The sequence below is a fragment of the Lelliottia wanjuensis genome (genome assembly GCF_030238365.1).
GTDB classification, from domain to species: Bacteria; Pseudomonadota; Gammaproteobacteria; order Enterobacterales; family Enterobacteriaceae; genus Enterobacter; species Enterobacter wanjuensis.
On sequence record NZ_JASSOT010000071.1, the window covers coordinates 39873 to 52914 of the forward strand.

General features: G+C 56.1%; 11 protein-coding genes. All 11 read left to right on the plus strand.

Annotation, left to right across the window (positions count from 1 at the left end):
* The 11 genes from pbpC to QQF33_RS22155 all read left to right on the plus strand — a co-directional run bounded on the left by pbpC (position 1) and on the right by QQF33_RS22155 (position 12840).
* On the plus strand, positions 1 to 2325 hold the full coding sequence (pbpC, locus tag QQF33_RS22105) for a peptidoglycan glycosyltransferase PbpC (RefSeq protein WP_285149797.1): 2325 nt from the start codon (positions 1 to 3) through the stop codon (positions 2323 to 2325).
* A gap of 155 nt (positions 2326 to 2480) precedes the next feature.
* Complete coding sequence (ndk, locus tag QQF33_RS22110) at positions 2481 to 2912, plus strand: nucleoside-diphosphate kinase (RefSeq protein ID WP_282495514.1); 432 nt, start codon at positions 2481 to 2483, stop codon at positions 2910 to 2912.
* Between the two features lie 165 nt (positions 2913 to 3077).
* Complete coding sequence (locus tag QQF33_RS22115) at positions 3078 to 4244, plus strand: bifunctional tRNA (adenosine(37)-C2)-methyltransferase TrmG/ribosomal RNA large subunit methyltransferase RlmN (protein ID WP_282495513.1); 1167 nt, start codon at positions 3078 to 3080, stop codon at positions 4242 to 4244.
* Between the two features lie 298 nt (positions 4245 to 4542).
* The gene (rodZ, locus tag QQF33_RS22120; RefSeq protein ID WP_285158604.1) at positions 4543 to 5556 is read left to right on the plus strand and encodes a cytoskeleton protein RodZ; all 1014 of its coding nucleotides are present in this window, start codon (positions 4543 to 4545) and stop codon (positions 5554 to 5556) included.
* A 26-nt stretch (positions 5557 to 5582) separates the two neighbouring features.
* Positions 5583 to 6701 carry a flavodoxin-dependent (E)-4-hydroxy-3-methylbut-2-enyl-diphosphate synthase gene (ispG, locus tag QQF33_RS22125; protein ID WP_282495511.1) on the plus strand — a complete coding sequence of 373 codons (1119 nt, stop codon included), beginning with the start codon at positions 5583 to 5585 and terminating at the stop codon, positions 6699 to 6701.
* A 91-nt stretch (positions 6702 to 6792) separates the two neighbouring features.
* Entirely contained in the window at positions 6793 to 8067 is a 1275-nt protein-coding gene (gene hisS / locus QQF33_RS22130) for a histidine--tRNA ligase (protein ID WP_285158605.1), read from the plus strand.
* A gap of 13 nt (positions 8068 to 8080) precedes the next feature.
* Positions 8081 to 8701 carry a YfgM family protein gene (locus QQF33_RS22135; RefSeq protein ID WP_285146872.1) on the plus strand — a complete coding sequence of 207 codons (621 nt, stop codon included), beginning with the start codon at positions 8081 to 8083 and terminating at the stop codon, positions 8699 to 8701.
* Positions 8702 to 8711: 10 nt separating this feature from the next.
* Positions 8712 to 9890, plus strand: a complete 1179-nt coding sequence (gene bamB / locus QQF33_RS22140; RefSeq protein ID WP_285146871.1) for an outer membrane protein assembly factor BamB — start codon at positions 8712 to 8714, stop codon at positions 9888 to 9890.
* 110 nt (positions 9891 to 10000) lie between these two features.
* Positions 10001 to 11476 (plus strand): ribosome biogenesis GTPase Der, encoded by a 1476-nt coding sequence (gene der / locus QQF33_RS22145; RefSeq protein WP_100780837.1) that lies wholly within the window; start codon positions 10001 to 10003, stop codon positions 11474 to 11476.
* 74 nt (positions 11477 to 11550) lie between these two features.
* Positions 11551 to 12582, plus strand: a complete 1032-nt coding sequence (locus QQF33_RS22150) for a Gfo/Idh/MocA family oxidoreductase (RefSeq protein WP_285158606.1) — start codon at positions 11551 to 11553, stop codon at positions 12580 to 12582.
* Positions 12583 to 12624: 42 nt separating this feature from the next.
* Positions 12625 to 12840 carry a zinc ribbon domain-containing protein gene (locus QQF33_RS22155; RefSeq protein WP_285158607.1) on the plus strand — a complete coding sequence of 72 codons (216 nt, stop codon included), beginning with the start codon at positions 12625 to 12627 and terminating at the stop codon, positions 12838 to 12840.
* The last annotated feature ends 202 nt before the right edge of the window (positions 12841 to 13042 follow it).

Below are 13042 nucleotides of genomic sequence, written 5' to 3' on the forward strand. Positions count from 1 at the left end.
GTGAGATTATCCCGACTCATTCGCTCCCGTTGGCTGTGGCTGGCGGGAGCGATTCTCGTTTTATGGGGGCTGATTGTCGTCGCCGATCGCCTGTGGCCATTGCCTTTGAAAGAGGTCAACCCGGCGCGCGTGGTGGTCGATGAAAAAGGTACGCCGCTGTGGCGGTTTGCCGACAGCGACGGGATCTGGCGCTATCCGGTTACCATCGAAGAGGTTTCGCCTCGCTATCTCGATGCCCTGATCCAGTATGAAGATCGCTGGTTCTGGGATCATCCGGGCGTCAATCCGTTCTCCGTGTTGCGCGCAGCCTGGCAGGATTTAAGCTCCGGCAAAGTGGTCTCGGGCGGCAGTACGCTTACCATGCAGGTGGCGCGACTGCTCGATCCGCATCCGCGTACCTTTGGCGGTAAAGTTCGCCAGCTCTGGCGGGCAATGCAGCTGGAGTGGCATCTTTCCAAACGCGACATTCTTACCCTCTATCTCAACCGCGCCCCCTTTGGCGGAACTTTGCAGGGCGTCGGGGCGGCCAGTTGGGCCTATCTTGGGAAATCACCGGCGCAGTTAAGCTACTCCGAAGCCGCGCTGCTGGCGGTACTCCCGCAGGCGCCGAGCCGTCTGCGCCCGGACCGCTGGCCGGATCGCGCGGAAGCCGCACGCAATAAAGTGCTCGAACGCATGGTGACGCAGGGCGTCTGGAGCGCGCAGCAGGTGAAAGAGTCGCGTCAGGAGCCGGTCTGGCTGGCCCCGCGGCAAATGCCGCAGCTGGCGCCGCTGTTCTCCCGCATGATGCTCGGTAAAAGCCGTGACAACAAAATTGTCACCACGCTGGATGCCTCGCTGCAAAGACAGCTCGAAGAGCTGGCGATGAACTGGAAATCCCGCCTGCCGCCGCGCAGCTCTCTGGCGATGATCGTGGTCGATCATACCAATATGAAAGTGCGCGGCTGGGTGGGATCGGTGGACATCAGTGACGACAGCCGGTTTAGCCACGTCGATATGGTGAGCGCGATCCGATCGCCGGGATCGGTGCTTAAACCTTTTGTCTATGGCATGGCGCTGGACGATGGCCTGATCCATCCCGCCTCGTTATTGCAGGATGTGCCTCGCCGCACGGGTGACTATCGGCCTGGCAACTTCGACAGCGGATTCCACGGCCCTGTCAGTATGAGTGAAGCCCTGGTCCGCTCGCTGAATCTGCCTGCCGTACAGGTGCTGGAGGCCTACGGTCCTAAACGTTTCACCGGGATGTTAAGCAACGTCGGATTACGTCTGATCCTTCCGGCTGGCGCGCAGCCGAACTTGTCGCTGATTCTCGGCGGGGCGGGCGCGCGGCTGGCCGATATCACCGCAGCCTACAGCGCCTTTGCCCGTCAGGGGAAAGCGGGGCAGCTGCGCGTGCAGCCGGGCGATCCGCTGATCGAGCGCCCGCTTCTTTCCCCGGGGTCGGCGTGGATCATTCGCCGAATTTTAGGCAACGAAGCGCAGCCGCTGCCGGATGGCGCACTGCCGCAGGTTGCGCCGCTGGCGTGGAAAACCGGCACCAGCTACGGCTATCGCGACGCCTGGGCTATCGGGCTCAATGCGCGCTACATCATTGGCATCTGGACAGGGCGCCCGGACGGAACGCCGGTTGCCGGGCAGTTTGGTTTCGCCAGCGCCGTGCCGCTGCTGAACCAGGTGAATAATATGCTGCAGTCAAATTCGACGGTCGACGAAGGGCGTTTACCGCGCGATCCGCGTCCGGCCTCGGTCAGCCGTGGGGTGATCTGCTGGCCGGGTGGGCAATCTCTGCCGGAAGGGAGCGAGAACTGCCGCCGCCGTTTGGCGACCTGGCTGCTCGACGGGAGCCAGCCGCCAACCCTGTTATTGCCGGAGCAAGAGGGGATTCGCGGGATTCGATTCCCGGTCTGGCTGGATAATGCAGGCAAACGCGTCGCAGCCGACTGCCCTGGTGCGCAGGAGAAAATCCTCGACGTCTGGCCGCTACCGCTTGAACCCTGGCTGCCTGCGTCTGAGCGCAGAGCCGCGCGCATCCCGGCCTCGTCGGCTGTTTGTCCGCCGCTGTCGCAAGATTCCCCCGCGCCGCTGATGCTCTCCGGTGTGCGTGAAGGAGCACTGATCAAACGTCTGCCCGGTGAGTCACGGGTATCTCTCCCGTTACAGGCCATCGGCAGCGATAGCCAGCGCTGGTGGTTCCTGAACGGGGAACCTCTCAATGTTAAAGGACGTGCTTACACTTTACAGCTTGATAAAGCAGGGGATTATCAGTTACTGGTATTGGATGAGACGGGGCAAGTCGCCACGGTGAATTTCAGCCTCCAGTAGCGAAACGTCCGTCTGAGATGTGACCTGTTGCTAAAACTCGTCTTATTTTAAAAAAATGTTACTTCGAACCATAGGCAATGGCGTTTTTGCTCTCTATAATCCGCGCCATCTATACAGACGTATGCAAAACAACAGAACATAACACAGAGGTTATCATGGCTATTGAACGTACTTTTTCCATCATCAAACCAAACGCGGTGGCAAAAAACGTTATTGGCAGCATCTTTGCTCGCTTTGAATCTGCAGGGTTCAAAATCGTTGGCACCAAAATGCTGCATCTGACCGTTGAACAGGCTCGCGGTTTCTACGCTGAGCACGACGGCAAACCTTTCTTCGACGGCCTGGTTGAGTTCATGACTTCCGGTCCAATCGTGGTTTCCGTGCTGGAAAGCGAAAACGCAGTACAGCGTCACCGCGATCTGATGGGCGCAACTAACCCGGCTAACGCACTGGCTGGCACCCTGCGTGCTGACTACGCGGACAGCTTCACCGAGAACGGCACCCACGGTTCCGACTCTGTTGAGTCTGCTGCGCGCGAAATCGCGTACTTCTTCGCAGAAGGCGAAGTTTGCCCACGTACCCGTTAATTCCTCAGGGAAGGGTATAAATTTCGTAAATGCCGCGTGCAAACGTGGCATCCCTGCGCCAGACTTTGTACAATGCAACGCCCCGGAAAAGCAGACCGCCTACCGGGGCGTTTCTTTTCAACCCTCCACGGGCCATAACGTGTAACAACGAGGCCGGAAAATATTATGTCTGAACTAGTTAACACCTCTGAAGTCGCCATTGCCGCGGTTCCTACTAAAAATGGAAAAATTAACCTGCTGGATCTGAACCGTCAGCAGATGCGCGAGTTTTTCAAAGAGATGGGCGAGAAGCCGTTTCGTGCCGACCAGGTGATGAAATGGATGTACCACTATTGCAGCGACAACTTTGATGACATGACGGACATCAACAAAGTGCTGCGCACCAAACTGAAAGAAGTGGCTGAAATCCGCGCACCGGAAGTGGTGGAAGAGCAGCGCTCTTCGGACGGCACGATCAAATGGGCGATTGCGGTAGGCGATCAGCGCGTTGAGACGGTGTACATCCCCGAAGAAGACCGCGCCACGCTGTGCGTCTCCTCTCAGGTTGGCTGTGCGCTGGAGTGTAAATTCTGCTCAACGGCGCAGCAGGGCTTCAACCGTAACCTGCGCGTGTCTGAAATTATCGGCCAGGTGTGGCGCGCGGCGAAAATCGTCGGTGCGGCAAAAGTGACCGGTACGCGTCCAATCACCAACGTGGTGATGATGGGCATGGGCGAGCCGCTGCTGAACCTGACTAACGTCGTTCCGGCGATGGAAATCATGCTCGATGACTTCGGTTTTGGCCTGTCCAAACGTCGCGTGACCCTCTCCACCTCTGGCGTTGTGCCAGCGCTGGATAAACTGGGTGACATGATTGACGTAGCGCTGGCAATCTCCTTGCATGCGCCGAACGACGAAATTCGTGACGAAATTGTACCGATCAACAAAAAGTACAATATCGAAACCTTCCTCGCGGGCGTGCGTCGCTACCTCGAGAAGTCCAACGCCAATCAGGGCCGCGTGACTATCGAGTACGTGATGCTGGATCATGTGAATGACGAAACCGATCATGCGCATCAGCTGGCTGAACTGCTGAAAGACACACCGTGCAAGATTAACCTGATCCCATGGAACCCGTTCCCGGGTGCGCCATATGGTCGCAGCTCCAATAGCCGTATCGACCGTTTCTCCAAGGTTCTGATGGAGTACGGTTTCACCACCATCGTGCGTAAAACCCGTGGTGATGATATCGATGCCGCTTGCGGTCAGCTGGCCGGCGATGTGATTGACCGCACCAAGCGTACGCTGCGTAAGCGCATGCAGGGTGAGGCGATTGACGTCAAAGCTGTGTGATTATTATGCGTCACGGTGCAGATTTACGCCGTGACGCATTAGCTTACTGAATATTCAGTCAGCCAGATTGTGATTGCTGAATAATTACGGTGCGTTTCAGACGACTTTAAGGCAGTATGTAACGTCGCAACAACAGTTTAGCCTCATGAGAAGCGCTTCACTGTCAACTAAGGCCGGACCGTCTTATACTAACTGTCTGTCTAAGGTTAAATGACCAGAAGTTTCGCGGTGCGGGTGGCATTGTGACTCACCGGCGCCTGAACCCTAATTTACACGTACCAGTAAGTAGTTGTAGCGAATGAATACTGAAGCCACTCACGACCAAAATGAAGCACTCTCCACCGGCGTTCGTCTTCGCAACGCCCGTGAACAACTCGGACTCAGCCAGCAAGCTGTTGCAGAACGCTTATGCCTGAAGGTTTCCACGGTTCGCGATATTGAAGAAGATAAGGCTCCGGCCGATCTCGCTTCAACGTTTCTGCGTGGTTACATCCGCTCTTATGCAAAACTGGTGCATATCCCTGAAGAAGAACTGTTGCCAATGATGGAAAAACAGGCACCGGTACGTGCGGCGAAAGTCGCGCCGATGCAGACCTTCTCTCTGGGCAAACGTCGTAAAAAACGTGATGGCTGGCTGATGAGTTTTACCTGGCTGGTGCTGTTTGTGGTGATTGGTCTGACGGGCGCATGGTGGTGGCAAAACCACAAAGCGCAGCAGGAAGAGATCACCACCATGGCCGATCAGTCATCTGCAGAGCTTAACAATTCCGGTAACGACGGCGCGCAAAGCGTGCCGTTAAACACCGACAGCAGCGCTACCTCTGGCGAGCCGCAAACAGCGGCTACCGATTCTCAGGCTGTTGAACCTACCCAAACGCCAGCGCCGGTGACGACTCCGGATCAAACGGCGGCGCAAAACGCCGTGGTTGCGCCTTCTCAGGCGAATGTGGACACCGCTCCAGCGGCAACGACCACACCAGCTGCTACGGCTAACACCGCTCAACCCCTGCCGACTGACCAGGCGGGCGTCGCGGGCACCACTGCAGCCGATCCAAACGCGCTGGTGATGAACTTCTCTGCCGACTGCTGGCTGGAAGTGACTGACGCGACAGGCAAAAAGCTGTTCAGCGGCCTGCAGCGTAAAGATGGCACATTAAATCTAACGGGTCAGGCGCCGTATAAGCTTAAAATCGGTGCTCCGGCAGCGGTACAGATCCAGTATCAAGGAAAACCTGTCGATCTGAGCCGTTTTATCAGAACTAACCAGGTTGCGCGTCTTACCGTTAATGCCGAACAATCTGCAGCACAGTAACAGGCGAGTAACGCGGGAGACAATTCATGCATAACCAGGCTCCGATTCAACGTAGAAAATCTAAACGGATTTACGTTGGGAATGTGCCGATTGGTGATGGTGCACCCATTGCCGTCCAGTCGATGACCAACACCCGTACCACGGATGTTGAGGCGACGGTCAATCAAATCAAAGCATTAGAGCGCGTTGGCGCGGATATCGTCCGCGTCTCTGTGCCCACCATGGATGCCGCTGAGGCGTTCAAACTCATCAAACAGCAGGTCAACGTTCCGCTGGTTGCCGATATCCACTTCGATTACCGAATCGCGCTGAAAGTCGCGGAATATGGTGTGGATTGTCTGCGTATCAACCCAGGTAACATTGGCAGCGAAGAGCGCATCCGCTCCGTTGTTGACTGTGCTCGCGACAAAAATATCCCTATCCGCATCGGCGTCAACGCCGGATCGCTGGAAAAAGATCTGCAGGAAAAATACGGCGAACCGACGCCGCAGGCGCTCCTCGAATCCGCGATGCGTCATGTGGATCACCTCGATCGTCTGAATTTCGATCAGTTCAAAGTCAGCGTGAAAGCCTCCGATGTGTTCCTGGCCGTGGAATCTTATCGTCTGCTGGCGAAGCAGATCGAGCAACCTCTGCACCTCGGGATCACCGAAGCGGGCGGGTTGCGCAGTGGCTCCGTGAAATCGGCGATCGGCCTTGGTCTGCTGCTTTCTGAAGGGATCGGCGATACCCTGCGTGTTTCCCTGGCGGCGGATCCGGTTGAAGAGATCAAAGTCGGTTTCGACATTCTGAAATCCCTGCGCATTCGCGCGCGCGGGATCAACTTCATTGCGTGTCCAACCTGTTCGCGTCAGGAGTTTGACGTGATTGGTACGGTCAACGCTCTGGAGCAACGTCTGGAAGATCTGATCACGCCGATGGATGTCTCCATTATCGGCTGTGTCGTGAATGGTCCGGGTGAAGCGCTGGTGTCAACGCTCGGCGTGACCGGCGGCAACAAGAAAAGCGGCCTTTATGAAGATGGTGTGCGTAAAGATCGTCTGGACAACAACGACATGATCGATCAGCTGGAAGCCCGCATCCGCGCGAAAGCGACGATGCTGGATGAAGCCCAGCGCATCAGCATTCAGCAAGTTGAAAAATAACGTGATGGGAAGCCAAAGGCTTCCCATGTATGATTGAACCCTGGATTAATGAATCTTCGGGTTCTTTTTTGTATATAGAAAGAGAATAAACGTGGCAAAAAACATTCAAGCCATCCGCGGCATGAACGATTATCTGCCTGGCGAAACCGCCATCTGGCAGCGCATTGAAGGCACACTGAAACAGGTGCTCGGCAGCTACGGTTACAGCGAAATCCGTTTGCCGATTGTAGAGCAGACCCCGTTATTTAAACGTGCGATCGGCGAAGTGACCGACGTCGTTGAAAAAGAGATGTATACCTTTGAGGACCGAAACGGCGATAGCCTGACTCTGCGCCCGGAAGGTACAGCGGGCTGCGTACGCGCCGGCATCGAACATGGTCTCCTGTACAATCAGGAGCAGCGCCTGTGGTATATCGGCCCGATGTTCCGCCACGAACGTCCGCAAAAAGGCCGCTACCGTCAGTTTAATCAGCTGGGTGTTGAAGTCTTTGGTCTGCAAGGGCCAGACATTGACGCCGAGCTCATCATGCTCACCGCGCGCTGGTGGCGTGAGCTGGGGATCTCCCAGCACGTTGCGCTGGAGCTGAACTCTATCGGTTCCCTCGAAGCGCGTGCGAACTACCGTGATGCGCTCGTCTCGTTCCTGGAACAGCACAAAGATAAGCTGGATGAAGACTGTCAGCGCCGCATGTACAGCAACCCGCTGCGTGTTCTGGATTCCAAGAACCCGGAAGTGCAGGCCCTGCTGAACGATGCCCCGGCGCTGGGTGACTATCTGGATGAAGATTCCCGCGAGCATTTCGCTGGCCTGTGCAAACTGCTGGAAGATGCAGGTATTGCCTACACCGTGAACCAGCGTCTGGTGCGTGGTCTGGATTACTACAACCGCACGGTGTTTGAGTGGGTCACCACCAGCCTCGGATCGCAGGGTACTGTCTGTGCAGGCGGTCGTTATGACGGTCTGGTTGAACAGCTCGGTGGTCGTGCTGCCCCTGCGGTCGGCTTCGCGATGGGTCTTGAGCGACTTGTTTTGCTGGTTCAGGCAGTTAATCCGGAATTTAAAGCAGAATCTGTTGTCGATATATACCTGGTGGCTTCAGGCGCGGATACGCAGTCTGCAGCAATGCAGTTTGCCGAACGTCTGCGCGATGCGCTGCCGGGCGTTAAGCTGATGACCAACCACGGTGGTGGCAACTTCAAAAAGCAGTTTGCCCGTGCCGACAAGTGGGGCGCAACTATCGCACTGGTGCTGGGCGAGTCCGAAGTGGCTGCTGGCGAAGTAGTGGTGAAAGATCTGCGCTCTGGTGAGCAAACAACCGTAACGCAGGACAGCGTTGCTGCGCACTTGCGCGCTTTGACTTGGTAAGAGGAAGAACAGCGTGGAAATGTACGAGAACGAAAACGACCAGGTTGATGCGATTAAGCGCTTCTTTGCCGAAAATGGCAAAGCTCTGGTGGTTGGTGTGATTTTGGGTGTCGGTGCGCTGATGGGCTGGCGTTACTGGAACAGCCATCAGGCTGATTCCGCGCGCGAATCTTCCCTGTCGTATGAAAATACTGTGAGCGCCATTCGCGCCGATCAGCCACAAACGCTGGCTGCCGCAGAGAAATTTGCAGCTGACAACAAAAACACCTACGGTGCACTGGCTGCGCTGGAAGTGGCTCAGCAGTTTGTGGATAAAAACGAACTGGATAAAGCGGTGGCTCAGCTGAATCAGGGACTGGCTGCGGCCAGCGACGATAATCTGAAAGCGGTCATTAATTTACGCCTCGCCCGTATTCAGGTTCAGCAGAATAAAGCCGACGACGCGCTGAAAACGCTCGACACCGTGAAAGGCGAAGGTTTTGCAGCGATTGTTGCTGACCTGCGCGGTGAAGCTCTGCTGAGCAAAGGCGACAAACAAGGCGCGCGCAGCGCGTGGGAAGCGGGTGTGAAAAGTAACGCCTCTCCTGCACTGAGCGAAATGATGCAGATGAAAATAAATAATTTGTCCGTCTGAGAGGGACCCGATGCAATTGCGTAAATTACTTCTGCCAGGACTGCTTTCCGTTACGTTATTGAGTGGCTGTTCACTGTTCAGTGGCGAAGAAGATGTTGTCAAAATGTCCCCGCTGCCGACGGTTGAAAACCAGTTTACCCCGTCTACCGCGTGGAGTTCTTCCGTAGGTAGCGGTATTGGTGATTTCTATTCCAACCTGCATCCGGCGTTTGCCGATAGCGTGGTCTATGCGGCTGACCGCAAAGGCACCGTGCGCGCGTTTAACGCGGACGACGGCAAAGAAGTCTGGTCTGTGAATCTGGCCGAGAAAGACGGTTGGTTCTCCCGTACTCCGGCGCTGCTCTCGGGTGGCGTGACCGTTTCCGGTGGCCATGTTTATATCGGTAGCGAAAAAGCGCAGGTTTATGCGCTGAACACCAGCGATGGTTCTATCGCATGGCAGACTCGCGTAGCGGGTGAAGCCCTGTCTCGTCCGGTTGTTAGCGACGGCGTGGTGCTGATTCATACCAGCAACGGCCAGCTGCAGGCGCTGAACGAAGCTGACGGTGCGGTGAAATGGACCGTGAACCTGGACATGCCAGCCCTGTCTCTGCGCGGCGAATCGGCACCGGCTACCGCCTTTGGTGCAGCCATCGTCGGTGGTGACAACGGTCGCGTGAGCGCCGTGCTGATGCAGCAGGGTCAGATGATCTGGCAGCAGCGTATCTCTCAGGCAACCGGTCCGACTGAAATCGACCGTCTGAGCGATGTGGATACCACACCAGTTATCGTCGACAACGTGGTTTATGCCCTGGCCTACAACGGCAACCTGACGGCGCTGGATCTGCGCAGTGGTCAGGTCATGTGGAAACGTGAGCTGGGTTCAGTGAACGATTTCATCGTCGATGGCAACCGTATCTACCTGGTTGACCAAAACGACCGCCTGCTGGCACTGAACACCGATGGCGGTGTGACGCTGTGGACGCAAAGCGATCTGCTGCACCGTCTGCTGACCGCGCCTGCGCTGTACAATGGCAGCCTGGTTGTTGGTGATAGCGAAGGTTATATGCACTGGATCGATCCGGAAACGGGCCGCTTCGTGGCGCAGGAAAAAGTCGACAGCTCCGGTTTCCTGACCGATCCGGTTGTGGCTGACGGCAAACTGCTGATTCAGGCAAAAGACGGTACGCTCTACGCGATCACGCGTTAATCGTCTCGTTTGTAGTATAATAAACGGCTCCTGTTAACTCAGGGGCCGTTTTGACTTTTATAAAAACGCCGCAACTGCGACGTTTATTTGAATTTTATGAGGCTTCAAACATGGTACCTGTGGTCGCGCTTGTCGGGCGCCCGAACGTTGGAAAATCCACTCTTTTTAACCGTTTAACACGCACCCGTGATGCGCTGGTGGCGGATTTCCCGGGGCTGACTCGTGACCGTAAGTACGGTCGTGCTGAAGTGGAAGGTCGCGAGTTTATCTGTATCGATACCGGTGGTATCGACGGTACAGAAGACGGTGTGGAAACGCGCATGGCAGAGCAATCTCTGCTGGCGATTGAAGAGGCGGACATTGTTCTGTTCATGGTAGACGCACGTGCGGGCCTGATGCCTGCCGATACGGCTATCGCCAAACACCTGCGCTCCCGCGAAAAACCTACCTTCCTGGTGGCGAACAAAACTGACGGCATCGATGCCGATCAGGCGGTCGCGGATTTCTGGGCCCTGGGCCTGGGTGAAATCTATCCGATTGCTGCGTCTCATGGCCGCGGCGTCACCAGCCTGCTCGAAACCGTTCTGCTGCCGTGGGTTGACGAAGTGAACCCGCCGGAAGAAGTGGACGAAGATGCCGAATACTGGGCACAGTTCGAAGCCGATCAAGAGGGCGCAGAAGAAGAGCCTGAGGATGATTTCAATCCGCAGGATCTGCCTATCAAACTCGCTATCGTCGGTCGCCCTAACGTCGGTAAGTCCACACTGACTAACCGTATTCTCGGCGAAGACCGCGTTGTGGTCTATGACATGCCGGGCACCACCCGTGACAGCATCTACATCCCGATGGAACGCGATGAGCGCGAATACGTGCTGATCGATACCGCCGGGGTGCGTAAGCGCGGGAAAATCACCGATGTGGTGGAAAAATTCTCCGTTATCAAAACCCTGCAGGCGATTGAAGATGCCAACGTGGTCATGCTGGTCATCGACGCGCGCGAAGGTATCTCCGATCAGGACCTGTCCCTGCTGGGCTTTATCCTCAATAGTGGGCGCTCACTTGTTATCGTCGTCAACAAATGGGACGGTCTGAGCAACGAAGTGCGTGAGCAAGTTAAAGAGATGCTGGACTTCCGTCTGGGCTTCATCGACTTCGCACGCGTGCACTTCATCTCTGCGCTGCACGGCAGCGGCGTGGGCAATCTGTTCGAATCCGTTCGCGAAGCCTACGACAGCTCCACTCGTCGTGTAAGCACCGCGATGCTGACCCGTATTATGACCATGGCAGCAGAAGACCATCAGCCGCCGCTGGTGCGTGGCCGTCGCGTGAAGCTGAAATATGCTCACGCAGGTGGTTACAACCCTCCAATCGTGGTGATTCACGGTAACCAGGTGAAAGACCTGCCGGATTCCTATAAACGCTATCTGATGAACTACTTCCGTAAATCGCTGGACGTGATGGGCACGCCTATCCGCATCCAGTTCAAGGAAGGGGATAACCCGTTTGCCAACAAACGTAACACCCTGACGCCGAACCAGATGCGTAAACGTAAGCGTTTGATCAAGCACATCAAGAAAGGCAAGTAATTGCGAAATCCAAAACCCGACTCCGTCGGGTTTTTTGTCTTTTGTCTCCCGACAAGTTAAGTGTGGAGTGAAACATGCGGTTAGGTTTTATTGGGCTTGGCGCCGTGGTGGAGACGGCCTACTTACCGGCGTTACGCCAGATTTTTGGTCATACAGTCAGCTGCCTGGGCTATGATCTTCGCCCTGAGCGCGAGCTGGAAGGCGTGACGCGCTGCCAGACTCTGGAACAACTGCTGGCGACGCCGCTGGATACTCTGTTTATCACCACCTCGTCACTGCATCACCTCGACGCGCTGGAGCAAGCCTTAGCCTCGCCAGTTCAACGTATCGTGGTGGAAAAACCGGTAGTAGCTACGCTGGCGCAAATCAAAAGACTTAAAGCGCTGCTCGCAGAACCTGGGGTCGCGTCTCGCGTGATGGCGCTCGATCACTGGATGGCGCGCACGGGGGCTATACAGGTCGCGCAGGGCCAACTTGATGAGATCGTCAAAATCGAGGGCTTTCTGCAGGAGCCAAGCGGTTTCAACGCGGCGGGCGAGCCAATCGCGCTGAACTTTGCTACGGGCCAGCCGGATACCCGTCAGCTTAGTCATCCTGATGGGGTGATTATTGATATTGGCACTCACGTTCTGGCGATGATGCGCGATACCCTGCGTGGTCTGGGGGGAGGTGGTGAATTGTCGTTGCAGTTAATCTCGGCAAAAGACAGGCTTGGCCGCCCGATAGCCAAAGGCGATCTGCACACCGCGGAAGGCGAAGCGCATCTTCGTGGGACCGTGAGCGGTATTCCGGTCGATATCTGGCTCAATAAGTACGCCGGACCCGCTGGCGGACAAAAAGGGATCCGGCTGCATTTGCGCGATGGTCGAATCATTAGCCATGACAGGCGCGGCGCTGAGGATGTGATTGAGTTGATTGAGGATGAAAACGTGCAGCGCTGGACGCGTCCAGGCGCCATCTACGCGCACTGTCTGGCAGAGCATATTCTGGGCGAGAAAAGCCTGTACGAGTGCGCGCCAGAGGAGGTGAGTCTCACCACTCAGCGTCGGCTGGAAGAGGTCGAATTGCTACTGCAATTACAGCAGCAGCTGCGTGGCCCGCACTGAGCGGCGTGGTAAAATAACTCAAAACCTTTTTAAGGAGTCACGATGTCTGTTATCTGTCCGGATTGCCATGCAGAGCTGGAACCCGTCAACGGAATGGCGCACTGCGAAACGTGCGATAAAGATATCGCGCTGCAAGCGCTATGCCCCGATTGCCATCAGCCGCTGCAGGTGTTGAAAGCCTGCGGCGCGGTGGATTATTTCTGCCAGAACGGGCACGGTTTGATTTCGAAGAAACGTGTGGAGTTTAAGCCGGAGTAAACCCGCAGATTCTGCCGGATGGCGCTGCGCTTATCCGGCCTACGGTTGTGTGGGTTTTGTAGGCCGGGTAAGCGAAGGGTATGAACCGGAAACATGGGTAACACTTTAGACCGGATACATGGGTAACAGTTATAACTGGCATAGAAGAGGAGACTCACTATGCCCTGGACTGAGACCCGACCTATGCAACGCCTTGAATTTA

Bases quoted from the DNA above. Each gene is read 5' to 3' on its own strand.
- ndk (WP_282495514.1), top strand. From the start codon at position 2,481: ATGGCTATTGAACGTACTTTTTCCATCATCAAACCAAACGCGGTGGCA.
- QQF33_RS22115 (WP_282495513.1), top strand. From the start codon at position 3,078: ATGTCTGAACTAGTTAACACCTCTGAAGTCGCCATTGCCGCGGTTCCT.
- rodZ (WP_285158604.1), top strand. From the start codon at position 4,543: ATGAATACTGAAGCCACTCACGACCAAAATGAAGCACTCTCCACCGGC.
- ispG (WP_282495511.1), top strand. From the start codon at position 5,583: ATGCATAACCAGGCTCCGATTCAACGTAGAAAATCTAAACGGATTTAC.
- bamB (WP_285146871.1), top strand. From the start codon at position 8,712: ATGCAATTGCGTAAATTACTTCTGCCAGGACTGCTTTCCGTTACGTTA.
- der (WP_100780837.1), top strand. From the start codon at position 10,001: ATGGTACCTGTGGTCGCGCTTGTCGGGCGCCCGAACGTTGGAAAATCC.
- QQF33_RS22150 (WP_285158606.1), top strand. From the start codon at position 11,551: ATGCGGTTAGGTTTTATTGGGCTTGGCGCCGTGGTGGAGACGGCCTAC.
- QQF33_RS22155 (WP_285158607.1), top strand. From the start codon at position 12,625: ATGTCTGTTATCTGTCCGGATTGCCATGCAGAGCTGGAACCCGTCAAC.